The organism is Polaribacter sp. HA6-7 (assembly GCF_055693625.1).
The window spans coordinates 59,265-85,964 of sequence record NZ_CM146338.1 but is presented as its reverse complement, the minus strand read 5'-3'; the positions used below and the strand labels follow the sequence as shown (position 1 = coordinate 85,964).

Here is a 26,700-nt window from a genome sequence, read left to right as displayed (position 1 = left end):
ATAATAATATTAAGATGAATATTCCAGCAGAATTAAAATACACAAAAGATCACGAGTGGCTAAGAATTGAAGGAAATGTAGCAACTATAGGAATTACAGATTTCGCACAAAGTGAATTAGGAGATATCGTTTATGTTGATGTAGATACTTTAGACGATACTGTAGAAGAAGGAGAAGTTTTTGGTTCTGTAGAAGCAGTAAAAACTGTTTCAGATTTATTTATGCCTTTAAAAGGAGAAGTAACAGAATTTAACGAAGAGTTAGAAGACGAGCCGAATTAGTAAACTCAGACCCATATAATAAAGGTTGGATGATAAAAATTGAAATATCAGACAGCTCGCAAATAGATAATTTATTAGATGCTGAAGCTTACGAAAAACTTATTAAGGGATAAAAAATTACTTTTTGCTGTAGCCATAGCAATACTAATTTTGTACTTAAGCTTAATGAAAATGCCTAAGTACAATATATCTATTAGCAATATAGACAAATGGCAACATAGTTTTGCTTATACTGTCTTATCATTGTCTTGGCTTTTTGCATTACAAAAGTTCAATAAAAATTATTTAATTATAATTAGTTGTATCTCTTTTGGCATAATTATTGAAATTTTACAAGAAACTGTTACCTCATATAGAACAGGCGATTTTTTAGATATTATTGCGAATTCTGTTGGTGTACTATTAGGTTTATTAATATTTAGCATTTTTTTTAAAAAAAGAGGTTAAAAAATAAAAAGACTTGTATTTAACACAATAATTTAGTTAAATTAGCGAACTATATAAAACTCTTATTCAATGGAAATAAAGAAAAACCCGAAATCGAACTTAGAAAATTACAGTAAAATATTTATGCAAATAGGTTTAGTATTAGCCTTATTTGTTACTTATGCTGCAATCGAAAAGAAAACATACGACAAAACTACAAGTTCTTTAGGTGTAGTTAATATGAACGCAGACATGGAAGAAGACATTCCAATTACTGAAAGAGTAGAGCCTGTAAAACCTAAAACTCCGCCACCACCAACTCGAGAAAAAATTGAAGTTGTAGAAGATGAAAAGGAAGTTGAAGAAACTGTAATAGAATCTACTGAAACAGATGAAACTGAAGCTGTAGAAGTTGAGGAAATTGTAGAAATCGAAGAAGCAGAAGAAGTTGTAGAAGATGTAAACTTTATGATTATTGAAGATGCACCAGTATTTCCTGGGTGTAGAGGAAGTAAAAAAGAGTTAAAAGATTGTTTTAGTAAAATGGTACAAAAACACTTTTCTAGAAAATTTGATGCAGATTTACCAAATGAATTAGGTCTTTCTCCAGGTAAGAAAAGAGTATTTATTGGTTTCAAAATTGATAGACAAGGTAACATTGTTAATGTACAAGCAAGAGCACCGCACCCAAAAATTAAAGCGGAGGTTATTAAAGTAATGAAATTATTACCTAAAATGAAACCAGGTAAGCAAAGAGGTAAGCCAGTTGGTGTTAGTTACAACATTCCTTTCTCTTTATTAGTAGAGTAATCAATAAGAATTATAATATATCAAAACGCTTAGAACAATGTTCTAAGCGTTTTTTTTACTTCTATTTGAAGTAATAAATGATACGAATAGTTAATTTAATAATTAACGTTTGTTGTATTCTTAAAATAGAAATTCTTTATAAATAATAAAACAACAAACACAAAGTGAATTTTAAGATTACAAATTACGTTCATTAGCTTTAACTTATTAATAAATAAGAATATAAACGTTTTGTTTTGGTTCTATCAGAAGATTTCAACGCAACTACAACATGATCTTAGTCTTCTTTTAAATACGTTTAGCTTATAAATAGATTTATATTCCATAAAAGACTTTGGTTAGAATGTCAATAAACACAAAAAGCCTAAAGTAAAACTTTAGGCTTTTTTGTGTTTATAGTAGAAAAATATTATTTATTTGTAGCTACTTTAGTTTCAGCTTTCCACAAATTAACACTTTCTATAGTATTGTTATTGTAAGTTACTTCTTGTAAAGAACCAGCATTATTCCGAAAAACCACTTTCCAGTTTTTTTACCTTCTTTATAAAAAGCCATTTGAACTTTATTTCCTTCTTTATCAAAACGAGTCCAAATTCCTGTTAATTTTTTATCTTTAAAATAACCTTCTGTACTAATAGATCCATCCTCATGGTAATAAGTAGCCTTTACTAAATCTCCTTCTGCTTCATAAGTTGGCTTAATATCTTGAGAATATCCTATTGCTGCGATGCATAAAAATGCTATTGTTAAAATTTTTTTCATGATTTTTCTGTTTTGAGGGTTAACACTTGGTTTACAAATATAACACTTTTATAACAATTTGCAAACATTTACATAACATTAAGTTAACATTGGAAAATATTACGATAATAATCTCTTGATTTTCTTATATTTACATAACATTAATCTTAAAAAATCAAATAACATGGCCGTAATGAAAGTAATAGAAGTTTTAGCTAACTCAGATAAAAGTTGGGAAGACGCAACAAAAAAAGCAGTAAAGCAAGCTTCTAAATCTGTAAAAAACATTAAATCCGTTTTTGTACAATCGCAAAGTGCAGTAGTAAAAGACGATGAAGTAACCGAATTTAGAGTCAACTTAAAAATAACATTTGAAGTAAACTAATACAAAAGGCGATTTTAATAAATCGCCTTTTTTAGTTCATAATTATGTATGTATATAAAAATGATATTTCTTCTATAGTAGTTTGTATTCATGGGTACATATGATCTTTAGAATATTTTTAATCTAAAAAAACAAATAATTTGTATTTCAAACAAAAGTTATAGCAACTAATCAAAAGTTATATAAATTATTTATTTCGGCAAGATTATTGCATGCTTTAACATTAAATATAGAAGATTGTGTCTTATTTTTTATAAATTGTGTAATAGTAACTGAACTTTAGTGAAGTTATACAACTAAAAATATTAATATCTTTTATACACAAACCATACCGGCTTTATTAACATTATAACTAACTTTGTTTTATTAAAAATTATGAGAAAAATTAAAATTTTAGCAACAGTATTGTTTTTTACTCAATCAATAGTTGTTTTTGGACAATTAGAAAGACAAAATGGACTTTCAATAACAATTAAAGGTCCAAACACTAAAATTGATGGTGTAACCGCTAAAGATGCTTCAGCACAAACACAACACTTAAGGTTTTTAACTGAAGAATATCAAGAGGCAAAAGTAGATGACTTGAAAGATAAATTTTATTTTCGTTACAATATTTTTGCAGATGAGATGGAGTTTATTAAAGATGGGACAGTATATTTCTTGTCTAAAACAGAAAATCAAATAATCCATTTTGTAAATTTAGGTAAGAAGTTTACTGTACTTAATTTAAACGGAGAATTAAAATATTTCGAAATAAACGCAAAAGGAAAAGCTTCTTTATACTCCAAAAAAATGTTGCATTTATAGAAGGAAAAGTAGCTAAAACACAATTTGAATCATCAAAAAAAGCAAAATTTATATCAAAAAAAGATGAACATTTTGTAGCTTTAAATAACGAATTAGTAAAACTTCCTAAAGGTAAGAAAGATTTTTACAATTTATTTGGAAATAAATCTTCAAAGATTAAAAACTTCATGAAACAAGAAAAACTAAATAGAAAAAAATTGACGATGTAACAAAAGTATTTAATTACTATAATTCAATTTAAATAAATTTAATGGAAGAACATATCGAAAATATAAAGGAGGTATTGGTAGAATACACACCAAAAGTTTTAATGGCGTTAGCCATGTTAATTATTGGTTTAGTTGTAATTAAAATAATTATTAACACAACTACAAAAATTCTTAAGAAAAGAAATGTAGATGTTACACTTCAAAAATTTTTAGGAAATTTACTTAATTGGGTTTTAAAAATATTATTATTCATAACTGTTATAGCAAAGTTAGGTGTAGAAACAGCTTCTTTTGCTGCAATTATAGCCGCTGCAGGTTTAGCAGTAGGTCTTGCTTTACAAGGATCTTTAGCTAATTTTGCAGGAGGAGTTTTAATAATGATTTTTAAACCAATGAAAGTTGGAGATTTGATACAGGCTCAAGGAGAAACCGGAGTTGTAAAAGAAATTGAAATTTTTACAACGAAATTAACAGGTCTTTCAAATAGAGAGATAATTATACCTAATGGTGCACTTTCTAACGGAAACATTATTAATTTTACTACAGAAGGAACAAGAAGAGTAGATTTAGTGTTTGGAGTTTCTTATGATGCTGATATTAAACAAACAAAAGATGTTTTATTGAATGTTTTAACTTCTCATCCAAAAGTTTTAAAAGATCCAGCACCTAGTGTTACAGTATTAGAACTTGCAGATAGTTCTGTTAATTTTGCAGTAAGGCCATGGTGTAATACAGAAGATTATTGGAAAGTATATTTTGATGTTACTGAAAACACAAAAATAGCATTAGATAACGCCGGAATTGAGATACCTTATCCGCATCAAGTGGAAATTAAAAAGTAGGTTTTTTCTTTTTTTCGGAATAACAATAAAATCTTTCAAATAAAAAGGTTCAAAATAAGCGACATCTTCGATGTCGTTTTTTTTGTATTTTAAATAAGACAATGATGCCATTTCTTTAGAAGAAGGAAACTTCTCATCTATAAAAACTGCATTTTTATGAGTTATAATTTGTTTACATTTCTCAGATCCATCACCTAAAAAATATACTTTAGATTGTTCTAATTCTTTTGCAAAAGAACCTTCATCTATTATTTCAGCTTTTGTATCACGTACATTAACATTTTCAGAATTAAAAATCGCTGCATATACTTCCATTCTCCTTGCATCTAACATTGGTACTATAAAGCCTTTTTCGATAGATATGGCGTAAGATAATGCTGTTAAGGTATCAATAGATATTAAAGGACAATTTAAAGCAAAACAAAGCCCTTTAGCAGCAGAGACACCAATTCTAATTCCTGTATAAGACCCTGGACCTTTACTAACGGCAATTGCACTTATTTGCGATTTTGTTATAGCTGCTTTTTGTAATACTTCTTCTATAAATGGATGTAATACTTCTGCATGAGAATAATTACCATTATTTAATTCTTTTATAGCTAAAACAACTCCGTTTTCTGCTATGTTTACAGAGCAGTTTTTAGTTGATGTCTCTATGTTTAATATAATTGCCAATGTTCTTTTTTTCACAAAGATAGTATTTCAAAAAAAGAAAACCTCACAAGTAATAAAACGAGTGAGGCTTAAAATATAATATTGAGGGTTTTTAAAAACTAATTCTCCTGAATAGAATTGTAATACTTTTGTTTTGAACACGTAATCGTATTTAGAACGAATCATTGCCCCTTCTGCATTTACCAACCTTGTTCTTACCAAATCAAAATCAAATAAAGTCATTGCACCGTAGTTGTATCTTTCTTGAGCGTTTTTAAAAGCTTCTTTTTGTGCTTCTAAAGAAATTTTTGCTGCTTCATATGCTTTTAAACTTGATTTTACGTCTAAAAAGGCTTGTTCTATAGTTTGTTTTAAAGCTAACTTTTGACTCTCTAATCTAGTTTCTGAGATTTCTTTATTAATTTTAGATTGTGCTAATCTATTTTTAGTTTGGAATCTATTAAAAATAGGGATGTTTAAAGAAACACCTACATTATAACCTAAATTGTCATTTAGTTGTTTGAAAAAATAATCATTTGTAAAAATCTCATTAAATCTATGACTGTAACCTGTTCCCATACCTGCAAAAGCAGTTACAGTAGGTAAAAAAGCACCTTTGGTAAGTTCTATATTAAAATTTGCATTGTCAATTGCCAATTTAGCTCTTGCTATTTCCGGCATATAATTTAAAGATTTTTGAAATACTGATGAAGAATTCGCATACAACAAATCTGATGACGGTGATGCAACTTCTATCGGTGCAACGTCAAAATTCTCTGCAGGTTCTTGTAACAATTGTGCTAAGTTTAATAATGCCAAGTCTAATGCATTTTCTTGTAAAATTACATTTTGAACATCGTTAGCTGCTGTAGACTGAAAATTTAAAAGTTCTCCTTTGGCAATTACACCTGCATCAAATCTAGCTTTTGCAGCATCAATTTGTTTTTTACTAATTTCTGCTTGTACTTTTGCGACTTCTAGGTTCTCTTTAGCAAATAATACATTTAAAAAAGTATTTACAACTCTTAAAGAAATATCATTTTCTATTTGTTTTAAATCTAATAAACTAGACTCTACACCAAGTTGAGCTTGTTTATATGTATTTGTATTTCTGAAGCCGTTAAATAAGGTTGCACTAGAACTTAAATCAAAAGAAGCATTAAAGTTATCCGTAGAAATTCTTGCATTACTAATATTATCAATAAAAGAACCGAAACCAAATCTACCAGAAGAACTACCATTTAAGTTTGGTAAAAAATTACCTTTTGCAATTTCTACATCCTTTTTTGCCAATTCTACACTTAACTTATTCTGTTGTATAGATATGTTTTTGGCTAAAGCTTGATTTACAGCTTCTCTTAATGTCCATTTTTTTGTGAAAAAGTAGCTATTGAGGTACAAAGGGCTACAAATAAAATAAGTTTGGTTTTCAAAATCTTTAATTTTAATTCTGCGTTAATTGATTTATTATTTCAATAATTAAAACAAAAATAGCTTAATCTACTAAAAACCAGAATGATGAACAGACTAGAATTTAAATAATAAATAGAACTTATTTTTTGTTTGTTTTAATAAGACGACTAAAATTAAAATATGTTACAGTAAATCTCTCTTATTTATTTGTTAATTTTTAGCTTTCTTTTTATACCTGTAAAGTGTGTAAAATAAAACTCCAATTAATAAGTAAGGAAAAATCATTAAATATGTTATACCGTTATTTACACCTTCTGCCATAGAAATATCTCCGTTCTCTACAACAGCTTTACACATAGCGCACTGAGAATAACCATTAAAAACAGTAAGTAAAAAAATTACTATAAATAAAACTATTTTGTTTTTATACATAATAAGGAGATATCATTAGATAGACTATAACCCCTGTAACTGCAACATAAAGCCAAATAGGGAATGTTTTTTTTGCTACTTTTTTATGTTCGAAATTTACCCAATTTTGCTTTCATGTATGTTATTAACACAAAAGGAATCACGATAACAGATAACACAATATGAGTAATCAAAATAAAATAATATATATATTTAATAACACCTTCTCCACCAAAAGTAGTAGAATCTGTTGTCATGTGATAAGCTATATACATTAGTAAAAATAAAAGAGAACATGCAATTGCAAGGCTATTAAGTTGTTCATGTAATTTTCTGTTTCCTTTTTTAATTACAATTACTGCTGCAATTAAAAGTATTGCTGTAATACCATTTATAGTTGCATAAATAGGTGGCAAAAACTTTAAAGGAGCTACATCAAAACCTAATTCTCTTAAGTTGATACCAAATAATGCGGCTACAGCAATAGGAATTACTATAGATAAAACTGTAATAATTTTTTTATATTTTTTTCTTGTGCTAAATTATTCATTTAATAAAGTTTTAATGTCTTCTTTCAATTCTTTAATCTGATCAGGAAAAGTTTGTTCTTCTATAGCCCTGTAATACATAATAGGATTACCATACTCATCTTTTCTAGAGCGAATGTAACCGTCTTTATCTACAAGCGCAAATAAACCCGAATGCTCAAAACCACCATGTTCTTCGTCTCCTTTTCCGGCATATAATTTAAATCCTTTATTAGAAAGTGCATAAACTACATCATCATTTTTACCTGTTAGCAGATGCCAATTTTTATGTGTAATTCCGTTTGATTTTGCATATTCTTTTAAAACTTCGGTGTATCGATTTCTGGAGTAATAGATATAGAAGCTATTCCGAAGTTAGGATTCCCAAAAAATTCATCTTGAATGGTTAACATTTTCGGTTCATTATGGGACAAATAGTAGGACAAGTAGAAAAGAAAAACTCTACTACATGCACTTTACCTTCAAAATTTTTATTAGTAATTGTTTTACCTTCTTGGTTTGTAAATTCAAAACTTGGTACTTTATTAAATTTTACCAAATCAGAATCTTTAAATCTGTCTACAACTTTAGGCACAGTGTAAATACCAAATAGCAAAATGATAAATGCAATACCGATAAAAGAATATTTTTTGTTCATATTACTTAAATTTTTCTTTCTGCCTTGTTTTTATTTCTCTCTTTAAAAGCTGCGTAGTATTCGTAATATAATACGTTAACATCATCTTTTAACTTATCTTTTAACTCTGCCACAGAATTCATATCATAACCAAATAAGACTTCTTTTTCATCTAATCTACCACGAAGGTTTACGCCTTTGTCTACTAAAAAAGCTTTTGCACTTCCTAAGTTAATTAATTCTTCATTAGTTTCGAAACTGTTATAAAGCTTCAAAATATTTTCATCGGATGCTGCAATAAAATTCCATTTCTTCATGTCTGTAAAAGCGCCTAATTGCTTTTTCACATTATTTGCTTCTACTTCTTTACCTAAAGGATATATACCTATTATTTGAAATTTTTTGTTGTCTATAAATTCTTTATAAATTTTCTGATTCAAATTAAAAAGACGCGATTTATTTTTGTCGATATCGTTACCCAAAAAGCAGATTATAGAAACTTTATCGTATAATTTTACAGTATTAGTTTCATCAATCGTAGAAACATCTAAAACACGCTCGGTAACAATTGGAAGTTTTGTGAAATTATTTTGCCCTGTAGACAGCAATAAGAAACAGATTAAAGGAAATATAAATAATAAAAATAATACGACTCTTTTTTTGTAAACAACTTCATAATTAATCCTTTTAAAAAATGTTACTTCTTAAGTTTTGGGTATAAAAAAAGGTGGTTAAAAACCACCTTTATTATATTACCATTTTACAAGTGGTGATAATGTATCGAATAAATAGCCTCCTTCTATTAAGAGTAAGGTTACTAAATAGCAAATTAGAAAAACTCGGACCAAACTATTGATCTTCTAAACCATTTCTTTTCTCCTTCTAAATGCATAAAAACCCAAGCAATACCATAAGCCTTTGCTAAAGTTAAGATTATAAAAATCCAATTTAACCAACTAGTTCCTGGACCATGTAAGTGTAAAGCATCTGGTTTAATAATACCTAAATAAACCTCTACTAAAGTTATTACAGAAAGAATACCAAAAACGATCCATATTCTCTTTGTGTTTGATTCGTGTGCGTGTGCCATTTGTATCTATTTTATTTATTAAACTAAGTAGAAAAAGGTAAATACAAATACCCAAACTAAATCTACAAAGTGCCAATATAAACCAACTTTTTCTACCATTTCATAATGTCCTCTTTTTTCATATGTACCTAAAATTACATTAAAAAAGATGATGATATTAATTATTATACCGAGATAATACGTGAAAACCATGAAAACCAGTAATAAAGAAGAAGAAATCTGCAAAAATTGTATTACCATACTCATTTGCTTTTAAGTTTGCACCTTCAACTACCATTTTAGTTTTAGCAAGTTGTAAAGAACCTTCTTCTCTAGATAATATTGTTTTTTTCTTGTTGTCTATTAATTCTGTTCTTACTTGAATATCTGGGTTAGCGTTGTAAGCAGCCAAAACTTGTGCTACAGAATAAGTAGCAATTGTTTCTTCACTTTGAAACCATAAACCATTTTTTCTAGTGTGCTCTACCCTATCATCTGTTCTTTCTCCGGTAACAAAATCTGCTAAAGCAATTTGTTTACCGTCTTTTACAAATTGTAAAACTTTACCATCTGTAGTTTTAACAGCACCATAAGAACCTTTAATAAAAGTATTCCATTCCCAAGCTTGCGAACCAACAAAAATAATACCTCCAATAATTGTAGCAAACATATACCATGCTACTTTATTTTTTTCATTTGATGACCAGCGTCTACTGCTAATACCATTGTTACAGATGAAAATATTAAGATAAACGTCATAATAGCAACGTAAATCATTGGAAATTCTCCGTGTACAAAAGGTACGTGAGTAAAAACCTCATCTGCTATTGGCCAAGAGTCGATAAATTTAAAACGAGTTAAACCATAAGCAGCTAAAAATCCTGAAAATGTTAATGCATCTGATAAGATGAAAAACCACATCATCATTTTACCATAACTAGCGCCAAATGGTTTTACACCACCACCGCTCCAGGTTTCTTTTTTGTCAGTTGGTACAGCAATATTTGCTTCCATAAATGTAATCTATTAATTAAATGTTAGAAATAGTTTCGCAAAATTAATCATTTTTCATCACCTAATAAAATAGAAAAAGAAAAATAGATAAATCCATAGTATATCTACAAAATGCCAAAAGATAGCGCCAAGTTCAAACCCCAGCAAATCATTTGGTTTATATTTATATTTAAAATGATTATAAATAACAACAAAAAGCACAATAACACCAGCTATCAGGTGAAAAACGTGCATTAATGTAATACCAATTATAAACGATGTAGACACTGTGCTACCTGGTCCTGTAAAATACAAACCAAGACTTTTTAGTTCGTTAAAACCTTCATATTGTTGCCAAATAAAAGCAATACCTAAAATAAGTGTTACTACTACAAATATAAGCGATAATTGTCTTTTATCTTGTTTTAAAAATCTTTGAGATAAAATTAATGTAATGCTACTTAATATAATTAGTGCTGTACTTGTATAAAATGCAATTGGCAAATCAAAAGTAACCCAATCATCTCTTTTCATGCTTATTACATAAGCACTTGTTAAACCTGCAAAAAACATAACCATACTAATCATCGAAACCCACAACATAGGTTTTGCAGATTTTTTTCTAGCAACAGTTAGTTCTTGTTGTAATGTTTGTTCTTCCATCTGTCTTCTTTTAATGTAAAAATTTATCTACCACATATATAATTTGTACTACTGTTATGTACAAAACACTAGATAACATTAACTTTCTTGCATCAATATTATCTTCACTTTTATATAATTTTACTCCGTAAAAAAGCATCATCACACCAAATAAAGCAACTATTATAGCTGTTATTGGGTGAATATAAAATGAACCGAAACTTTTAACACAGGTGCTATTGATACCAAGATCATTATTACCGTGTAGAAAATAATTTGTTTAATTGCGCCTTTGTCTTTAGAACCCATTGGCAACATATTAAATCCTGCTTTTTTATATTCTTCAAACTGCAACCATCCAATCGCCCAAAAATGCGGGAATTGCCAAAAAAACTGAATCATAAATAAAAACCCTGCTTCTATACCAAAATTGTTTGTTGCAGCAACCCAACCTAACATAAATGGTATTGCACCTGGTATTGCACCCACAAAAACAGTTAATGGTGTTACAGATTTTAAAGGCGTATAAACACAAGTGTATAAGAATATAGATATTGCGCCAAACAATGCAGATTTAGGGTTTATACTGTACAAAATTGCCAAACCAAAAATTGTGAATAAAACTGCAATTGTTAACGCAACGTTTACAGACATTCTACCTGTTGGTAAAGGTCTATTTTGTGTACGTTTCATTATAGCATCTGTATCTTTTTCTATAATTTGATTAAATGCATTAGATGCACCAACCATAAAAAAACCACCTAAACCTAAAAGAAAGAGTGTAAAATAGCTCACAGTTTCTACTGCTAACAAATATCCTGCAATAGAAGAAAACACAACACTTAAAGACAAACCAACTTTTGCTAATTGTTTTAGGTCTGAAATAATACTTTGCATAGATGTTTTCTTATCGGAAATAACTGTTGAATTCATATTACTACCATTATTCTGCAAAGATATTTGATAAAAATGAATCTACCATAGCTTTTAAGAGTTTTGATAATAAATAAAAAACCCACTCAATAAATTGAGTGGGAAAATTGCTATGAAAAAGAAAAAGTGTGATTCTATAGAAGAATCACACTGCAAATATAATCATTATTCGATTATAAAAACCAAAAAATTATATAAAATTAAAAATCTAAATACCAATTAAATAAATCTGCTCGTATTCCTGCAGAAAACCATACTGTATTTCCTTCAGGATATGTTTGAGTAGAAACTTTTGGCGAAAACTTTCTGTATGTAAAGCCTGCAAATAAACTTAGTCGATTAGACGGGTTGATTAAATAATTACCTTGTAAATCTGCAATAAAAATATTTGCAGTATTACCTTGTGCCAATTCATTACCAACATCGCTAAATCTATCTTCATAAGATTGATAAATGTTACCACCATAACTAATTGCTTCATCTTCAAAGTCAAATCCTTTTTTACCTAAGGTTAACTTACCACTAAAAGACCATCTATCTTTCTTATATCTTGCAATTGCAATTGCTTCATAAAAGTTTGCTCCCCACAAATGCCCCATTGGTTGGCTATAGTTACCATAATTTAAAATAGGTGTTTTGTGAGCAAAAGTATAAGGTCTAGCATAATTGTATTCTAACTGTAGAAATAAATCATCAACGTTAAATGCATCAAAGTATTTTGCACCTAATTGATACGCAAATTTGTTTTGCCATTTCCCTAAATCATTTAAATTTCCTACAGAAAATTCATCAACAATTAATTGAGAGTATAAAGAAACATTGTTATTTAACTTGTATTTACCTGTTAAACCAATAATAGCATTACCGAATCTTCTCCTCTATTAAATTCTACAGATCTATAAAATATTACCGGATTAAAAAACGCTGCATCAAAACCATTTTCTCCTGTAGATATTGCTGTTTCAAAGAATCCGATATTTAATTTCTCTGTTAAATTTAAACTTAAATAATGTGCTGCAATATATTTTCTAGCATGCTCGTTAGGATTGGAAGCAGATGAAATTGATGGCTCTGTATTCCACATCCAAACATTTGTGTATTGCAATTTCCAAAAATCTACTTTCATCTTTAAGTAAGTGGTTGGTGCAGAAACATCCGATAAAATAAAAGATCTGTAACCGTCACCAATAAAATTTCTACCATTACCAAATTGAAATTGCATAAATTTATTTGGTTGAAAAGCTAAATAACCTTCTGCAACAGGATAATCGAATGCATCATCTTTAAAAGCCTTCGCTTTTCCTCTACCAGGAACTAAACCGTCAGAATTTTTTGGTCTAGTTAATAAAGATCTGCTACTAATAAAGCTATTTACATAATCTGCAAATCTTGCCTGACTTTCATAAACCGTTGCAGAATAAGAAAACTTATCACCCAAACCTCCATTAACAGTTAATATTCTAGAGTTGTTATATGTATAAGAAACATCAGAATTGTCTTTTCCCAATTGTACATCAACTAAAAAATCCAAAGTCAACCAAAAATCTTTCTTTTTTACTTGCAGTAAATGTTCATTCCATAGTTTTCTACCCAACCAAGACTCTTTATTCGGTTTTAAAAACTTTGTTTTCTCTTTACTTAAATCTAAGTATTTATTTATCTCATTATAAACATAAGGTTTAGAAGCTGTATGCGTACCACTAGCCTTGTGCAATGCAAATTCATAATCTACATAATTTTGATGTGTAAAAGGAATATTTAACAAGCTATTGTGTTCTAAAAAAACAGAATCTGCCAATCTACTTTTTTCTACAGTTATAGATAAATCTTCTTTCGAAGTCAAAAAACTCTTTTTTATTGGTGCCTTGGTTTCTTTATTATTTTTTACAATCGGAAACTGAATTGGCAATTCAAATTGCATTTCTACACTTCTATTATTATATTTTGCAGGAGTAATTCTTGTAAAAACCTTAAAAGCTCTTAAAACTTCTTTCTTTATTTCTTGATACGGTGTGTTTACATAGATAACCTCAAAATCACCTTCTTTAGTTACTATAAATAAAACATTTGCTGTACCTTTATATTGTTCATTTTCTACAATTGCAGGTGTTTTAAACTCTGCAAAAAAATGTTTTTTTGTAGTTTCGTAAAAACAGTTTTCTATGGATGTTATTTCTGATCCTTTACAACCATCAAAAACAGGATACCTCTCTGACTGAGCATAAAATAAAGAAGGTAATATTAAAACTAAAAGGAAAAATTTTTTAATCATTTTTTAACTGTATAACTATATTATTTTTTAATTGATATTTCTGATTACTCTCTTTACAAACGGCAAAACCGTTATCATCGAAAATTAATCTATGCCCATATTCGCTTACCCAACCAATTTGTTTAGAAGGGTTGCCAACTACTAAAGCATATGGTAAAACCTCTTTAGTAACAACGGCTCCTGCGCCAACAAAAGCATATTTACCTATATTATTACCACAAACAATGGTTGCATTAGCACCAATACTAGCACCTTTTTTTACAACTGTAGTTTTATATTCGTCTTTTTCTTTTAATTGCACTTCTTGGATTTATTACGTTTGTAAAAACCATAGAAGGCCCAAGAAAAACATCATCTTCGCAAATAACACCAGTATAAATAGAAACGTTATTTTGCACTTTTACATTACTACCTAAAACAACTTTAGGCGAAACCACAACATTCTGACCAATATTACAACCTTTACCGATAACACAATTAGACATTATGTGGCTAAAATGCCAAATCTTAGTGTCTTTGCCAATTGTGCAATCTGTATCTATAACAGCTGTTTCGTGTGCAAAAAAATCTTTCAAAATTAATAACCTTGGTTTACGTTCTGTATTTTATTTATAATTTGTTTAGAAGAAGAAGTTCCTATTCGGTCAACTCCTAAATCTATCATTTTAGCTGCCATTTCATAATTTTTAACTCCACCAGCTGCTTTAACCTTTAACGGTTTTGCATTTTCTAGAATTAACTTTATAGTTTCTAAAGTTGCGCCGTTTGCAGAATTATCATCAGTTTTAAAAAAACCTGTAGAGGATTTAACAAATACATTTTTTGCATTTTCTAATCCAAACTTTTCAATTACAACTTCTTTTATAAGCTGTGAAATTACAATTATTTCTTCACTAGATAATGCGGCAACTTCTATAATAAATTTTGCTTTCTTATTATGTTTTAGGCAAAGCGCAGTGCATTCTTCTATTTCTTTTTTAATTGATGAAATTTTGCCGTTTTTAAACACACTATAATCTACAACAAAATCTAATTCATCTGCAGTTAAATTAATAGCTTCTTTTGCTTCTGAAATTTTGTTTTCTAAGGATGAGTTTCCGGCAGGAAAATCGATAACAGTCCCTATAACTACATTTGATTTTGCATCGTTTAAAAGTCTTCTTGCAACTTTTATGTAATTGGCACGAATCATAATCAATTTATACTCATATAAAATTGCTTCTTCCACCAAACTTATAACATTTTGAAGGTTTTCTTCTTCGGTTATACCAGCTTGTTCTGCAGTCTTTAAATAGGTAGCATCTAAAAATTGATTTATTTTCATACTACAAAAATAACAAAATCTAAACTATACAATAGTAAAAAGCCCAACCAATTGGTTGGGCTTAAAATATTACTCTACACTAAATGCGATGGGTAAATTATATCTAACTCTTACAGGTCTATTTCTTTGTTTTCCTGGAGTAAATTTAGGCAGTTTTTTTATCAGTCTACTTGCTTCTTTTTCTAACCTTTTGTGTGGTGCTCTAATTTTTACATCGACAACGTTTCCTTTGTCATCAATTAAAAATTGTGTCTGAATTTTATGAATCCCGAGTGTAAACCTAATTCATTACCTAAACCTGCATCAAAGTTACGTAACACAAACTGTTTCATTTTTTTATCAAAACATATTTTATTTTCTTTCTTAGACAAACCTTCACAACCCTTAAAAACAGGTGCATCTTCTATATTAATAAACGGTACATCGTTAATTACTGGATCTTCATCAGGAATATCAACCTCTACAATATCATCAGCATTTATAATAACAGGTTCGTCTTCTGATGTATCTATTACAGTTTCTACAACATCGTTTTTAACTTTCTGAACCTCTTCTCGTATAAAAATTTGTGGTTTTATAGCCTTAGGTTTCGGATTTGTTTTGACTTCTTTTACAAATTCGAAAACCTGTGTGGGTTCTAAATATATTTTTTCGGACGAATACTCTTTAATTTCTGCAACAGTTTTCTTAGAAGTTTCGTGCTCTAGAGTTATATAAACAATAAAAAGAACGAGTACAAGACCTAATTGTGTAAAAATGTTAGAGAATTTCTCTAATTGCTTTGAAGGTAGTTTTTTAAGGTTTTTCATAATTAAGAAATTTTTTATGTTAAGACTTTGTTAAAACAAAGAACGTGCCATAAAAAAAGCATCACTTATGTGATGCTTTAATAAAACTGATTAGCCCCCTACAGTTAACCAGTTTCAAATTTCAAAAAAATTGTTGCATTCCCCTAAAATGCTATACAAATCTAAATAAAAACAAGAGCTTTAAATTTTAGACTTGTATAAATGGTTCTTAAAAATGTATAATTGGTCTGTTTTTTATCAAAAAGTAAAAATTATAAGACAAAAAGTACGTTAATTAAGCAAAAGTGTTACTAAATTTATATAATATAGCAATTCTGAATAAATTACAATCATGTTAAAAGCTGTTATTATAGATGATGAACCGAAAGCCATACAAGGCTTATCTTGGGAATTGTCTAATTTTGAAAATGAAATTAGTATTGTCGCTACCTTTAATGAGCCCGAAGAGGCTTTAAAATATTTAGCTGTTAACGAAATCGATTGTCTATTTTTAGATATTGAAATGCCTACAATGGATGGATTTCAGTTTTTAAGTAAATTAACAACTAAAAATTTTGCAGTTGTAATTACGACTGCTTATAACGAATACGCAATAAAGGCGCTTAAAAACGAAGCTATTGATTATCTTTTAAAACCTATTGATACAGATGATTTAGAAGAAACTATCGCTAAAGTAAAAAAGCATAATTTACGATCTATAAATTCTAACGATATAGAAAAAGTGTTATTGAATTTTAATGACAAACAGACTACAAAAAAATTACGCTTAGCACAGACGGTAAACTTATTTTTAGAACCGTCTGAAATTACATTTATTGCTTCTGACGGAAATTACTCAACAATTTTTACCGATGACAACAAAAAAATAGTGGTAACTAAGAAGATAAAAGAAATTCATTCCTTATTACCACAAAACGTTTTCTTTAGAATCCATAATTCTTATGTTATCAATTTAAATAAAGTAAAAGAATACTTAAAAACCGATGGTTATGTTGTGTTAGAAAACAATCATAAAATACCGGTTTCTAGAAGTAAAAAAACAGAATTCTTAGAAAAATTTTAACTTATGAAGTCTAAAATACTTTTAATTCTGTTTTACCTTTTATCGAATGTTCTTTTTAGTCAAAAAAATGATTTAAAAAGTAAATTAACTTATCTTATTTTTAACAAACCCACTAGCATTAGTGCTATTGATTCTATTTTTAAAGGTAACGAGAAAAACAAAAAAATTTTAGAAGAAATAATTGCAACAAGTAAAGAAAACAATTATTTGGAAGGATTATTTTACGGTAAAAGTACTTTAGGAAAATATTATAGAGATATTTCTTTATTTAATGAAGCTTTAATTCAATATAACGAAGCCTTAAAAATTAGCAAAGAATTAAATAGTATAGAAAATGAAATTACTACCTTAAATAATATTGGCTCTGTTTACAGAAGGCAAGACGAAATAATTAATGGTTTAAATTACCATAAAGAAGCATTAGACAAAGGTTTAAGTGTAGAAAACCCAAGTATCGAAATTCAGAAATTAATTAGTATTTCAGAAAACGGAATTGGTAACATTTACAATTCACTAAAACAATATAACTTGGCTCTAAAAGAGTTTGAAAAATCTATCGTAATTCATCAGAAATTAAATTACAAATTAGGTTTAGCTATCAATCATAAAACAATTGGTACTGCTCACGAAGCTTTGGGTAATTTAGATGAAGCTCTAAAAAGTTTTAAAAAATCGTTAGATTATAACAATCAAATAGACTCTAAAATTGGTAAAATTATTTGTGGTTATAGTATTGCAAATGTTCTTACAAAAAAAGGCAATCATCAAAAAGCATTAGAAACTGTGAGTGCAGTTTTACCGCTAGCAATAGAAGAAAACGACAAGTTTTATTTATCGAATACATATAATACCTTGGGCTTATCCTACGGATATTTGGGCAATTATGATGAAGCAAAAAAATATTTACTCACTGCTTTAGAAATTGCCAAAAAGCATAAAATTCAAACAATTGTTGTAAAAGCAAACGAAAACCTGGCTTTTTTATACAACAAAACAGGCAATTATAAAGAAGCTTACAGCCATTATAAAGTTGCAAAAGAAGAAGATTTTAAAACATTTAACGCAAGAAATTTAATTTATGTTAGAGACCTAATTACCGAGTACAATAAAGAAAGAGCAGAAAACCAAATTAAAGATTTAGCTAAAAAAAATCAGATTGCACATTTAAAAGTAACTCGAAATAGAAATTTACTAATTTTTTCTATTAGTATTCTTTTATTTATTGTTGTTACCTTGTTTTATAGAGGTCAGCAAAAGGAACTTAAAACTGAAAAAAAGATTCTTTCTTTAAAACAAGATGCATTAAGAATGCAAATGAATCCTCATTTTATGTTTAACGCGTTAAACTCTATAAAGCTTTACATTATAGAAAACAATCAAAAAAAGGCTACTTCTTACCTAAATAAATTTTCTAAATTGATGCGAAAAATTTTAGAAGCCTCTTCTATTCAAGAAACTAGTTTAGCCGAAGAATTAGAAACAATGAAACTTTATATGAGTATAGAGAATATTCGTTTTTCTAATGAAATTGACTTTAATATTAAAAATGATGATGCAGTTAATTTAAACGCAATTAAAATACCTCCTTTAGTTTTACAACCTTTTCTAGAAAACTCTTTGTGGCATGGTTTATCAACTAAAAAAGAGAATAAAAAAATGAGTATTACGTTAGAAAAAGTATCTAACGAGTATATTAAAATTGAAATTGAAGATAACGGAATCGGTAGAAAAGCTGCTGCTAAAATTAAAGCAAAAAAATCGATTCAAAGAAAATCTATTGGCATCGAATTAACCAAAGATAGATTAGAAACTTTTGCAAAACCTCTTAAAAATAATTTTGAATTAACGTACAAAGATGTTGTTAACGAAAACAACAAAACCTGCGGAACAAAAGTTATTTTAATGTTTCCTCTATTTTAGATGTTTTTCTGCGACTTTTTCTAATTCTGCGTACCAATTTTCGCCAAACTTTCTAATTAAAGCTTGCTTTACAAATTTGTAAACCGGTACCTGCAACTCTTTACCTAGAGTACACGCATCGTCACAAATTTCCCATTTATGATAGTTTACAGCAGAAAATTCGCTGTAATCTTTCACTCTAACTGGATATAAATGACAAGAAACAGGTTTTTTCCAATCAATCTCACCTTGATTATAAGCTTCTTCAATTGCACAAAGTGCCGTATTTTTTTCATCAAAAATTACGTAAGCACAATCTGCACCATTAATTAAAGGGGTTTCTAACTCACCCCATTCGCTAGTAACCCAAGTACCTTCTTTTTCTATTACCTCAATTCCTTCTTTTCTTAAAAAAGGTTTTACTTTAGGATATATATCTTCTAAAATCTTGGTCTCTTCTTTATCTAAAGGCGCTCCTGCTTCGCCGTCTATGCAACAAGCACCTTTACAAGCAGAAATATTACACACAAAATCTTTTTCGATTATATCTTCTGATACTATAGTTTTTCCTAGTTGAAACATGCTGCAAAAATAAGATAATTATTTTCTTTAATTTTACACTTCAGTAAAGTAAGTTGACTAATTTTGCAAAATAAAATAAACGATTATGAATTTTAATTTTAAAGAGATATTTACTGCCTTTATGGTGCTTTTTGCTGTAATTGATATTATTGGTAACATTCCTATTATTATCGATTTAAGAAAGAAAGCAGGCCACATTCAATCTGAAAAAGCGTCATTAATTGCTGGTGTAATTATGATTATTTTTCTGTTTTTAGGGCAAAGTTTATTAAGTTTAATTGGTATTGATGTAAATTCTTTTGCTGTTGCTGGTTCTTTTATTCTATTTTTTATTGCATTAGAAATGATCTTAGGAATCACTCTTTATAAAGATAGCGAAGATGGTGTAAATGCTATAACAGCTTCTGTTTTCCCTTTAGCATTTCCTTTAATTGCTGGTCCTGGTAGTTTAACAACCTTATTATCTTTAAGAGCAGAGTTTCATATAGAAAACATTATAACAGCTGTTTTATTAAACGTTATTTTAATTTACGTAGTTTTAAAAACATCTTCTAAAATTGAAAAACTAATTGGTCCTAACGGAATTCAGATAATTAGAAAAGTATTTGGTGTTATATTATTAGCTATTGCTGTAAAATTATTCGCTCAAAATATTAAAGCTTTATTTATTTAATATGGTTTTTGATGCTTTAATTCTTGGTGGTGGTGTTTCAGGTTTACAGTGCGCATTAGTTCTTGGTTCTGCAAAAGACAAGCCTTTTTTTGATCAAAAAAAGTTGGAATTATCATGCATCAAAAAAATTCTCACCTTCAAAATGCTTTATTTAATAATGTTTTAGGTTTAGCTCCGGCAAAACTAGGAAGAGAGATTCTTATAGAAGGAAAAGAACATTTAGAAGAACTTTATAGTGAAATTCAGCAAATTGAAAATGAAAAGGTAATTGCAGTCAAAGAATTAGCAGATACTTATCAAATTAAAACAAATAAAGACACTTATCTTTCTAAAATAGTAGTTTTAGCTTTAAATTATTCTAAACCATTTACTATTGATGGATTCGAAGAATACATTATACCTCATAAAAAAGCAAATCCTGAGAAAGACAGAATTCAACTTTTAAACAACGATCACTTTATAAAAAAAGGTCTTTATTGCTGCGGAACAATTGCAGGACATAGAAGTCAATACGCCATTGCCGCGGGAAGTGGAGCAGCAGTTGCAACCGATATTTTAACTCTTTGGAACAATAACAAACACGTTAAAATTCATCATAAAATTTAACAATAAAAAAGCCAGCTAATTAGCTGGCTTTTTTATTTTATATGTATTATTATTTACTCTACCGTAACCGATTTTGCAAGGTTTCTTGGCTGATCTACATTTTTATTTAGCATTACAGCAATGTGGTAAGATAATAACTGAAAAGGTATTGTTGTTAATAACGGTGTTAAAGCCTCTTCTGTTTCTGGTATTTCTATAACATGATCTGCAATTTCTTTAACTTGAGTATCACCTTCAGTTACAATTGCAATAATTTTTCCTGCTCTAGATTTAATTTCTTGAATATTACTTACAACTTTTTCGTAGTGTCCTTTGTTTGTTGCAATTACAAAAATTGGCATGTTCTCGTCAATTAAGGCAATTGGACCATGCTTCATTTCTGCAGCAGGATACCCTTCTGCATGAATGTAAGAAATTTCTTTAAGTTTTAAAGCACCTTCTAAAGCAACAGGAAAATTAAAGCCTCTACCTAAATATAAACAATTTGGTGCATCTTTATAAACTGCTGCTATTTCTTTTACTTTTTCATCAATTTTTAATAAGTCTTCTACCTTTTTTGGTATCAGTTGCATTTTTTGTAAAAATGTTCTTAATTCAGACTTAGAAATTTCTCCTTTTTTAGAGGCTAATTTTAACGCAATTAATGTTAAAACAGTAATTTGAGTAGTAAAAGCTTTTGTTGACGCTACACCTATTTCTGGTCCTGCGTGCGTGTAAGCACCAGCATCTGTTTCTCTAGCAATAGAAGAGCCAACTACATTACAAATACCAAACACAAAAGCACCTTTAGATTTTGCTAATTTAATTGCCGCTAAAGTATCTGCAGTTTCACCAGATTGCGAAATTGCAATAACTACGTCTTTAGATGTAATTATTGGGTTTCTATATCTAAATTCTGATGCGTATTCTACTTCTACAGGAATACGAGCCTTATCTTCAATTAGGTATTCTCCAACCAAACCTGCATGCCAAGAAGTACCACAAGCAACAATGATAATTCTCTCTGCATTTAAGAATTTATTCATGTGATTGTCTATTCCGGACATTCTAATAATCCCTTCATCTCGGTAACATTCTACCGCGATAAGTATCTATAATTGCTTTAGGTTGCTCATGAATTTCTTTCAACATAAAATGGTCGTAACCACCTTTTTCAATTTGATCTAAACTAATCTTTAACTTTTGAATATTTGCATCAACTAAAGAATCGTCTTTTATCTTACGTATTTTAATTCCTTTATCTAACTTGATGATTGCCATTTCTTCATCTTCTAAATAAATAGCATCTTTCGTATACTCAATAAAAGGAGAAGCATCAGAAGCTATAAAAAACTCTGAATTATCTTCACCAATACCAATTGCAATCGGACTTCCTAAACGAGCTACAATAATTTCGTTAGGTTTTGTTTTATCAAAAACCGCAATGGCATAAGCACCAATAACATTATTTAAAGCTAATTGAACTGCCTTACCTAATTTACAATTTTCTTGTTTTTTAACTTCTTCAATTAAGTTTATTAATACCTCTGTATCTGTATCACTTTTAAAAGTATAACCTCTTGATACTAATTCTTTCTTTAAAGTATCGTAATTTTCTATGATTCCGTTATGAACGATAACTAGATTTCCAGATTGAGAAGAATGAGGATGAGAGTTTGTATCATTAGGAATTCCGTGAGTTGCCCAACGTGTATGACCTATTCCTATTTTACCAACCTTTCTTATTTCTTCATTGTTTGTAATAGATTCTAATTCAGAAACTTTTCCTTTAGTTTTAGATAAGTGTATTTTCTCTCCGTCATACATCATAAGACCAGCACTATCGTAACCTCTGTACTCTAATCTCTTTAATCCGTTAATTACAATAGGATAAGCATCTCTAAAACCGATATAACCCGTAATTCCACACATAACAATTCTATTTTAATCTAAAATTTTAGTTCTTTTTCTTTGTATAAGATATTTTTAACTGAGCTCTTCTTGTTCCGTTTAAACTTTCATCTCCGTTTAAAATAGATACAGATTTAGGATTCCAGTTATATCTAGTATACGTAGTATCTGCAATTTGAGCATCTGTATTATTAAACACCTTCAGCCTTAACGTAGGATTATAATTCGTCTCACCACTCAATAAATCTGAAACATAATCAGTAATTTTAAATACATAATTATCTTTCTTACTATTTTCTCTAACCAAGTTTCCACCAAAAGTAGCAGATTCAGAATAACTATCTTTTACATGACTTAAGATAGGTGTTCCTGTCGCAGAAACGCCTCTTTTATATAAATGAAGTCTATTTGGTGCAGTAACTGTATCAGAAGATTGATTTATGTAAAAAGTTAAGGTAGCATCATTTATTAACCATTCTTTGTTTTTGAGAACAGAAATTTGATTTCCTTGTAAGATCTCAACATTAGCTTCAGAACCAGCAGCTCCTTGTATTTTCACTTCATTATTTGCTGGGTAAACCTTGTTATTAACGGCATATTTACTGTTGATAATACCGCCTAATTGAAACGTATGTGTTTTTGTAATCACAGTATCAATTTCTGTACTGTTTGCTTTAAAAAACGTGTTTGTATAGTACACTTCGATTAATGGATTTAACGCAGCAGTTGCAGAACTTCTTAAATTAAAAGCAATCAAAGAACCTCCTTCTTCTCCGTGAATCATGTACTTTTTCTTTTGCCTCAATTACAATTCCTCTAAAAAAGTTATTAAAAGTATTCTGAGAATCGAAATTAGATGTACCATAATTATCTAAAAACGTTTCTTTTACAAATGTTTCGTCTAAAGGTATAATAGCCATTGGCAACCCAATTTCTGAAGCAGCACTAGAAGTATATCTAATAGTATCTGTTTGATGAATTGCACCTAAACTATTCCTTCTTTTAACAATCACTAAAGTATCGCTAGGATTTGGTTTAAAATCCATATCTTCTTCAATAGTCAATGGTGTAGATTTTGTCTGATAAGTTGCATCAGAAAAAATGAATTTGTTTTTGTAGGATCCTCTGGATTAAGAGTATTTAAATATGTATCTAATTCATAAATATTTAAAGTGAATGGTAATTCTTGATTTCCTACAATAGAGTCTAAAGTATAAACTGGTCTATCTGTATTAGAAACTAACGTTGAGTGATATGGTAGTCTTAAAAAAGCTGTATCAATTGTAGTTTCATATGCTAAATTATCAGGGTTTTCATAAGACACAATTTCTAATTCTGGATCTATGCTAATTTGAGAGACAATAGATGCTTCTATTTTTTCATACTCGTCATTAATATAAGTTCCTAAAAGATATTGCCCTTGTAAACCAAAATAAGGTGATGATAGTAACTCTAAACCATCTGCTTTAACATTATCTATTGGTGCATTAGAAACCAAAACTTCTAATATTGTATCGTTTGTAGTAAACTTTGTATTACTTACAACACCACTATTTATATCTGTAAAATCTTTTTCGCAAGAAATAACACCTGCAAGTACTAGTAATAAAACACCAAAATAGGCATTCTTTCTAAAAATATTTTTCACACTAAAATAATTAAGTTGCTGAAACTAAATCAGCATAAAAATTTAAATAACTTTCTTTAAAATTCTCTTCTTGAAAACCTAAAACAGGAATTTCTTTTTCTTCTATAAAAGAAGTTAATTCCTCTGAAATGTCTTCACTACCATGTATAATTGCGTCAGAATTTTCTATGGCACTTTTTAATATATTAGTATGGTTAGGTGTACTAATTGTTGCTATTTTACTATTATCATTTAAATCGAACTTAACTTTATCTGCTAATTCTTCATCTAAATTTCCTTCAAATGGATTGTTATAAATAGAAGTAACAATTTTACTTTCTGTAAACAATGGTTCTTCATTATAAAACTCTCTTAAATAAAGTGGTAATAAAGAAGCCATCCAACCATGCACATGAATAATATCTCGAGCCCAGTTTAATTTCTTAACAGTTTCTACAACACCTTTTGCAAAGAAAATTGCACGTTCGTCATTATCTTCAAAAAGCGTATCGTCTTCATCAGTAAAAACGGCTTTTCTTTTAAAATATTCTTCATTATCTATAAAATAAACCTGCATTCTTTCTTTCGGTATCGATGCAACTTTTATAATTAATGGCATATCCATATCATTTACAACTAGATTCATTCCAGAAAGACGAATTACTTCATGTAATTGATGTCTTCTTTCGTTTATTACACCATATCTTGGCATAAAAATTCTAGTTTGTACTCCTTTAGAATGTGCATTTTTAGCTGCATTAAATGCAGTTGACGATAGTTCTGTTTCCGGTAAGTAAGGTACTACTTCAGATGAAACGAATAATATTCTCTTGTCCTTCATTAAATCAAACTCTTTTATGAGATTTGCAAAAATACAAATTTTTATGCTAATATCGTGTTAAAATGGTAAGTTTGCACACTTTAGCAACAAGATAACAATGAAAATATTCAATAACAAAAAAGACCTAAAAGACTGTATTTTAGAGTATAAACTCAATAAAAAAACAATAGGTTTTGTACCAACTATGGGCGCTTTACACCAAGGTCATTTGTCTTTAATACAAAAAGCAAAGAAAAAAATGACATTGTTGTAGTAAGTATTTTTGTAAATCCTACGCAGTTTGACAATGCAGAAGATTTAGAGAAATATCCAAAAACATTAGAAAACGATTGTAAACTTTTAGAGTCTGTTGCTTGTGATGTTTTATTTACGCCTTCTGTTGATGAAATTTATGCCGATAAAATTATCTCAGAAAAATTTAGTTTCGACGGATTAGAACACCAAATGGAAGGAAAATTTAGAGATGGTCATTTTGATGGTGTTGGTACAATTGTAAAAACTTTATTTGAAATTGTAACACCTAACAAAGCCTACTTTGGCGAAAAAGATTTTCAGCAATTACAAATTATAAAAAAGATGGTGCAAAAGCATCAGCTTGATGTAAAAATAAAAGGCTGCCCTATTTTTAGAGAAGATGATGGTTTAGCAATGAGTTCTAGAAATACTAGACTAACAAAAGAACATCGAGAAATTGCACCGTTTATTTACAAAACGCTTAAAAAAGTTAAGAAAAATTTTGGCACAAAAAGTGTAATAGAATTAAACGAATGGGTAGAAAATCAATTTAAAAATCAACCTTTATTAGAGTTAGAGTATTTTACAATTGCAGAAGAAAAAACTTTAGAAACTGCAGAAACTAAAATAGATAATAAAAAATACAGAGCCTTTATTGCGGTATTTGCAGGAGAAATAAGATTGATAGATAACATTCGACTAAAAAATAATTAACTAAAAAATAGTATTTTTGCCATATGTTAGTACAAGTAGTAAAATCTAAAATCCACCGTGTAAAAGTTACAGGTGCAGATTTAAATTATATAGGAAGCATTACCATAGATGAAGATTTAATGGATGCTGCAAATATTATCGAAGGAGAACGCGTTCAAATTGTTAATAATAATAACGGAGAACGTTTAGAAACGTATGCAATACCAGGACCAAGAGGAAGCGGAGAAATTACACTAAACGGTGCAGCTGCAAGAAAAGTTGCCAAAGGAGATGTATTAATTTTAATTGTTTATGGTTTTATGGAACTAGAACAAGCAAAAACATTTAAGCCATCTTTAGTTTTTCCTAACGAAAAAGACAATACACTTACTTAGTTTTGAACATAA

The 26,700-nt window shown here is 28.9% G+C and carries 25 protein-coding genes and 10 pseudogenes; 12 read left to right on the top strand and 23 right to left on the bottom strand.

Annotated features, from left to right (window positions below):
- Positions 1-14: 14 nt before the first annotated feature.
- From gcvH to ACZ1HD_RS00535, 3 genes and pseudogenes are all read left to right on the top strand, one after another.
- Positions 15-394, top strand: a pseudogene (gcvH, locus tag ACZ1HD_RS00545) (glycine cleavage system protein GcvH).
- Between the two features lie 58 nt (positions 395-452).
- Complete coding sequence (locus tag ACZ1HD_RS00540) at positions 453-728, top strand: VanZ family protein (RefSeq protein ID WP_472688324.1); 276 nt, start codon at positions 453-455, stop codon at positions 726-728.
- 69 nt (positions 729-797) lie between these two features.
- Complete coding sequence (locus tag ACZ1HD_RS00535; protein WP_472688323.1) at positions 798-1,517, top strand: energy transducer TonB; 720 nt, start codon at positions 798-800, stop codon at positions 1,515-1,517.
- A gap of 480 nt (positions 1,518-1,997) precedes the next feature.
- Here the strand turns inward: ACZ1HD_RS00535 and ACZ1HD_RS00530 are convergent, their stop codons facing one another.
- Positions 1,998-2,279, bottom strand: coding sequence for a toxin-antitoxin system YwqK family antitoxin (locus ACZ1HD_RS00530; RefSeq protein ID WP_472688322.1), 282 nt, complete (start codon positions 2,277-2,279; stop codon positions 1,998-2,000).
- Positions 2,280-2,442: 163 nt separating this feature from the next.
- Here ACZ1HD_RS00530 and ACZ1HD_RS00525 point away from each other — a divergent pair, with 163 nt between their 5' ends.
- From ACZ1HD_RS00525 to ACZ1HD_RS00515, 3 genes are all read left to right on the top strand, one after another.
- Entirely contained in the window at positions 2,443-2,643 is a 201-nt protein-coding gene (locus ACZ1HD_RS00525; protein WP_077810792.1) for a dodecin family protein, read from the top strand.
- 375 nt (positions 2,644-3,018) lie between these two features.
- Positions 3,019-3,450 carry a hypothetical protein gene (locus ACZ1HD_RS00520; protein ID WP_472688321.1) on the top strand — a complete coding sequence of 144 codons (432 nt, stop codon included), beginning with the start codon at positions 3,019-3,021 and terminating at the stop codon, positions 3,448-3,450.
- A 250-nt stretch (positions 3,451-3,700) separates the two neighbouring features.
- Positions 3,701-4,501 carry a mechanosensitive ion channel family protein gene (locus ACZ1HD_RS00515; RefSeq protein ID WP_472688320.1) on the top strand — a complete coding sequence of 267 codons (801 nt, stop codon included), beginning with the start codon at positions 3,701-3,703 and terminating at the stop codon, positions 4,499-4,501.
- Here ACZ1HD_RS00515 and tsaB read toward each other — a convergent pair.
- The 16 genes and pseudogenes from tsaB to ACZ1HD_RS00435 form a co-directional block, all read right to left on the bottom strand.
- Positions 4,445-5,191 (bottom strand): tRNA (adenosine(37)-N6)-threonylcarbamoyltransferase complex dimerization subunit type 1 TsaB, encoded by a 747-nt coding sequence (gene tsaB / locus ACZ1HD_RS00510; RefSeq protein WP_472688319.1) that lies wholly within the window; start codon positions 5,189-5,191, stop codon positions 4,445-4,447. The genes ACZ1HD_RS00515 and tsaB overlap by 57 nt on opposite strands.
- A gap of 12 nt (positions 5,192-5,203) precedes the next feature.
- Positions 5,204-6,556, bottom strand: a complete 1,353-nt coding sequence (locus ACZ1HD_RS00505) for a TolC family protein (RefSeq protein WP_472688318.1) — start codon at positions 6,554-6,556, stop codon at positions 5,204-5,206.
- Between the two features lie 222 nt (positions 6,557-6,778).
- Positions 6,779-7,000 (bottom strand): hypothetical protein, encoded by a 222-nt coding sequence (locus ACZ1HD_RS00500; protein WP_077810787.1) that lies wholly within the window; start codon positions 6,998-7,000, stop codon positions 6,779-6,781.
- A pseudogene (locus tag ACZ1HD_RS00495) lies at positions 6,993-7,494 on the bottom strand (DUF420 domain-containing protein). Before ACZ1HD_RS00495 ends, ACZ1HD_RS00500 begins: the two are co-directional and overlap by 8 nt.
- A 27-nt stretch (positions 7,495-7,521) precedes the next feature.
- Positions 7,522-8,164, bottom strand: a pseudogene (locus tag ACZ1HD_RS00490) (SCO family protein).
- 5 nt (positions 8,165-8,169) lie between these two features.
- Positions 8,170-8,751 (bottom strand): hypothetical protein, encoded by a 582-nt coding sequence (locus ACZ1HD_RS00485; protein WP_472688317.1) that lies wholly within the window; start codon positions 8,749-8,751, stop codon positions 8,170-8,172.
- A gap of 144 nt (positions 8,752-8,895) precedes the next feature.
- Positions 8,896-9,233, bottom strand: a pseudogene (locus tag ACZ1HD_RS00480) (cytochrome C oxidase subunit IV family protein).
- Positions 9,234-9,251: 18 nt separating this feature from the next.
- A pseudogene (locus ACZ1HD_RS00475) lies at positions 9,252-10,226 on the bottom strand (cytochrome c oxidase subunit 3).
- A 57-nt stretch (positions 10,227-10,283) separates the two neighbouring features.
- On the bottom strand, positions 10,284-10,868 hold the full coding sequence (locus ACZ1HD_RS00470) for a cytochrome c oxidase subunit 3 (RefSeq protein ID WP_079737886.1): 585 nt from the start codon (positions 10,866-10,868) through the stop codon (positions 10,284-10,286).
- Between the two features lie 10 nt (positions 10,869-10,878).
- Positions 10,879-11,780, bottom strand: a pseudogene (gene cyoE, locus ACZ1HD_RS00465) (heme o synthase).
- Between the two features lie 200 nt (positions 11,781-11,980).
- The gene (locus tag ACZ1HD_RS00460) at positions 11,981-12,379 is read right to left on the bottom strand and encodes a hypothetical protein (protein ID WP_472688316.1); all 399 of its coding nucleotides are present in this window, start codon (positions 12,377-12,379) and stop codon (positions 11,981-11,983) included.
- A 245-nt stretch (positions 12,380-12,624) separates the two neighbouring features.
- Entirely contained in the window at positions 12,625-14,052 is a 1,428-nt protein-coding gene (locus ACZ1HD_RS00455) for a hypothetical protein (protein ID WP_472688315.1), read from the bottom strand.
- Positions 14,045-14,627 (bottom strand): annotated as a pseudogene (locus ACZ1HD_RS00450) (acyltransferase). The gene ACZ1HD_RS00455 and the pseudogene ACZ1HD_RS00450 overlap by 8 nt, the downstream one beginning before the upstream one ends.
- 2 nt (positions 14,628-14,629) lie before the next feature.
- Complete coding sequence (deoC, locus tag ACZ1HD_RS00445; protein WP_472688314.1) at positions 14,630-15,376, bottom strand: deoxyribose-phosphate aldolase; 747 nt, start codon at positions 15,374-15,376, stop codon at positions 14,630-14,632.
- A gap of 69 nt (positions 15,377-15,445) precedes the next feature.
- Positions 15,446-15,583, bottom strand: a complete 138-nt coding sequence (locus ACZ1HD_RS00440; protein ID WP_472689412.1) for an energy transducer TonB — start codon at positions 15,581-15,583, stop codon at positions 15,446-15,448.
- A gap of 32 nt (positions 15,584-15,615) precedes the next feature.
- Positions 15,616-16,185 carry an energy transducer TonB gene (locus ACZ1HD_RS00435; RefSeq protein WP_472688313.1) on the bottom strand — a complete coding sequence of 190 codons (570 nt, stop codon included), beginning with the start codon at positions 16,183-16,185 and terminating at the stop codon, positions 15,616-15,618.
- A 331-nt stretch (positions 16,186-16,516) separates the two neighbouring features.
- On the opposite strand from ACZ1HD_RS00435, the gene ACZ1HD_RS00430 reads away from it, so the two are divergent.
- Entirely contained in the window at positions 16,517-17,248 is a 732-nt protein-coding gene (locus ACZ1HD_RS00430; RefSeq protein ID WP_472688312.1) for a LytR/AlgR family response regulator transcription factor, read from the top strand.
- A 3-nt stretch (positions 17,249-17,251) separates the two neighbouring features.
- Positions 17,252-19,168, top strand: a complete 1,917-nt coding sequence (locus tag ACZ1HD_RS00425) for a tetratricopeptide repeat protein (RefSeq protein WP_472688311.1) — start codon at positions 17,252-17,254, stop codon at positions 19,166-19,168.
- Here ACZ1HD_RS00425 and ACZ1HD_RS00420 read toward each other — a convergent pair.
- Positions 19,160-19,729 carry a DUF3109 family protein gene (locus ACZ1HD_RS00420; RefSeq protein ID WP_079737878.1) on the bottom strand — a complete coding sequence of 190 codons (570 nt, stop codon included), beginning with the start codon at positions 19,727-19,729 and terminating at the stop codon, positions 19,160-19,162. The two genes, ACZ1HD_RS00425 and ACZ1HD_RS00420, sit on opposite strands and share 9 nt — an antisense overlap.
- 85 nt (positions 19,730-19,814) lie before the next feature.
- Here ACZ1HD_RS00420 and ACZ1HD_RS00415 point away from each other — a divergent pair, with 85 nt between their 5' ends.
- A complete protein-coding gene (locus ACZ1HD_RS00415) occupies positions 19,815-20,402 on the top strand; it encodes a MarC family protein (protein ID WP_077810772.1) in 588 nt (195 codons plus the stop codon).
- Between the two features lies 1 nt (position 20,403).
- Positions 20,404-21,008 (top strand): annotated as a pseudogene (locus ACZ1HD_RS00410) (NAD(P)/FAD-dependent oxidoreductase).
- A 53-nt stretch (positions 21,009-21,061) separates the two neighbouring features.
- Here ACZ1HD_RS00410 and glmS read toward each other — a convergent pair.
- The 5 genes and pseudogenes from glmS to ACZ1HD_RS00385 all read right to left on the bottom strand — a co-directional run bounded on the left by glmS (position 21,062) and on the right by ACZ1HD_RS00385 (position 25,366).
- A pseudogene (gene glmS / locus ACZ1HD_RS00405) lies at positions 21,062-22,919 on the bottom strand (glutamine--fructose-6-phosphate transaminase (isomerizing)).
- A gap of 25 nt (positions 22,920-22,944) precedes the next feature.
- A complete protein-coding gene (locus ACZ1HD_RS00400) occupies positions 22,945-23,682 on the bottom strand; it encodes a DUF4270 family protein (RefSeq protein WP_472688310.1) in 738 nt (245 codons plus the stop codon).
- Complete coding sequence (locus tag ACZ1HD_RS00395) at positions 23,642-23,962, bottom strand: DUF4270 family protein (RefSeq protein WP_472688309.1); 321 nt, start codon at positions 23,960-23,962, stop codon at positions 23,642-23,644. The genes ACZ1HD_RS00400 and ACZ1HD_RS00395 overlap by 41 nt, the downstream gene beginning before the upstream one ends.
- On the bottom strand, positions 23,959-24,546 hold the full coding sequence (locus ACZ1HD_RS00390) for a DUF4270 family protein (protein ID WP_472688308.1): 588 nt from the start codon (positions 24,544-24,546) through the stop codon (positions 23,959-23,961). The genes ACZ1HD_RS00395 and ACZ1HD_RS00390 overlap by 4 nt, the downstream gene beginning before the upstream one ends.
- A 10-nt stretch (positions 24,547-24,556) precedes the next feature.
- Positions 24,557-25,366, bottom strand: coding sequence for a glycogen/starch synthase (locus ACZ1HD_RS00385; protein WP_472688307.1), 810 nt, complete (start codon positions 25,364-25,366; stop codon positions 24,557-24,559).
- A gap of 97 nt (positions 25,367-25,463) precedes the next feature.
- Here ACZ1HD_RS00385 and panC point away from each other — a divergent pair.
- Both panC and panD read left to right on the top strand, forming a co-directional pair.
- Positions 25,464-26,314, top strand: a pseudogene (panC, locus tag ACZ1HD_RS00380) (pantoate--beta-alanine ligase).
- Between the two features lie 23 nt (positions 26,315-26,337).
- Positions 26,338-26,688 (top strand): aspartate 1-decarboxylase, encoded by a 351-nt coding sequence (gene panD / locus ACZ1HD_RS00375; RefSeq protein WP_077810767.1) that lies wholly within the window; start codon positions 26,338-26,340, stop codon positions 26,686-26,688.
- Positions 26,689-26,700: the final 12 nt, after the last annotated feature.

Bases quoted from the DNA above. Each gene is read 5' to 3' on its own strand.
- ACZ1HD_RS00415 (WP_077810772.1), top strand. From the start codon at position 19,815: ATGAATTTTAATTTTAAAGAGATATTTACTGCCTTTATGGTGCTTTTT.
- ACZ1HD_RS00435 (WP_472688313.1), bottom strand. From the start codon at position 16,185: ATGAAAAACCTTAAAAAACTACCTTCAAAGCAATTAGAGAAATTCTCT.
- ACZ1HD_RS00515 (WP_472688320.1), top strand. From the start codon at position 3,701: ATGGAAGAACATATCGAAAATATAAAGGAGGTATTGGTAGAATACACA.
- ACZ1HD_RS00385 (WP_472688307.1), bottom strand. From the start codon at position 25,366: ATGAAGGACAAGAGAATATTATTCGTTTCATCTGAAGTAGTACCTTAC.
- deoC (WP_472688314.1), bottom strand. From the start codon at position 15,376: ATGAAAATAAATCAATTTTTAGATGCTACCTATTTAAAGACTGCAGAA.
- ACZ1HD_RS00400 (WP_472688310.1), bottom strand. From the start codon at position 23,682: ATGATTCACGGAGAAGAAGGAGGTTCTTTGATTGCTTTTAATTTAAGA.
- ACZ1HD_RS00535 (WP_472688323.1), top strand. From the start codon at position 798: ATGGAAATAAAGAAAAACCCGAAATCGAACTTAGAAAATTACAGTAAA.
- ACZ1HD_RS00520 (WP_472688321.1), top strand. From the start codon at position 3,019: ATGAGAAAAATTAAAATTTTAGCAACAGTATTGTTTTTTACTCAATCA.
- ACZ1HD_RS00540 (WP_472688324.1), top strand. From the start codon at position 453: ATGCCTAAGTACAATATATCTATTAGCAATATAGACAAATGGCAACAT.
- panD (WP_077810767.1), top strand. From the start codon at position 26,338: ATGTTAGTACAAGTAGTAAAATCTAAAATCCACCGTGTAAAAGTTACA.
- ACZ1HD_RS00530 (WP_472688322.1), bottom strand. From the start codon at position 2,279: ATGAAAAAAATTTTAACAATAGCATTTTTATGCATCGCAGCAATAGGA.
- ACZ1HD_RS00500 (WP_077810787.1), bottom strand. From the start codon at position 7,000: ATGTATAAAAACAAAATAGTTTTATTTATAGTAATTTTTTTACTTACT.
- ACZ1HD_RS00470 (WP_079737886.1), bottom strand. From the start codon at position 10,868: ATGGAAGAACAAACATTACAACAAGAACTAACTGTTGCTAGAAAAAAA.
- ACZ1HD_RS00425 (WP_472688311.1), top strand. From the start codon at position 17,252: ATGAAGTCTAAAATACTTTTAATTCTGTTTTACCTTTTATCGAATGTT.
- ACZ1HD_RS00525 (WP_077810792.1), top strand. From the start codon at position 2,443: ATGGCCGTAATGAAAGTAATAGAAGTTTTAGCTAACTCAGATAAAAGT.
- ACZ1HD_RS00430 (WP_472688312.1), top strand. From the start codon at position 16,517: ATGTTAAAAGCTGTTATTATAGATGATGAACCGAAAGCCATACAAGGC.
- ACZ1HD_RS00420 (WP_079737878.1), bottom strand. From the start codon at position 19,729: ATGTTTCAACTAGGAAAAACTATAGTATCAGAAGATATAATCGAAAAA.
- ACZ1HD_RS00455 (WP_472688315.1), bottom strand. From the start codon at position 14,052: ATGATTAAAAAATTTTTCCTTTTAGTTTTAATATTACCTTCTTTATTT.
- ACZ1HD_RS00460 (WP_472688316.1), bottom strand. From the start codon at position 12,379: ATGGGGCATTTGTGGGGAGCAAACTTTTATGAAGCAATTGCAATTGCA.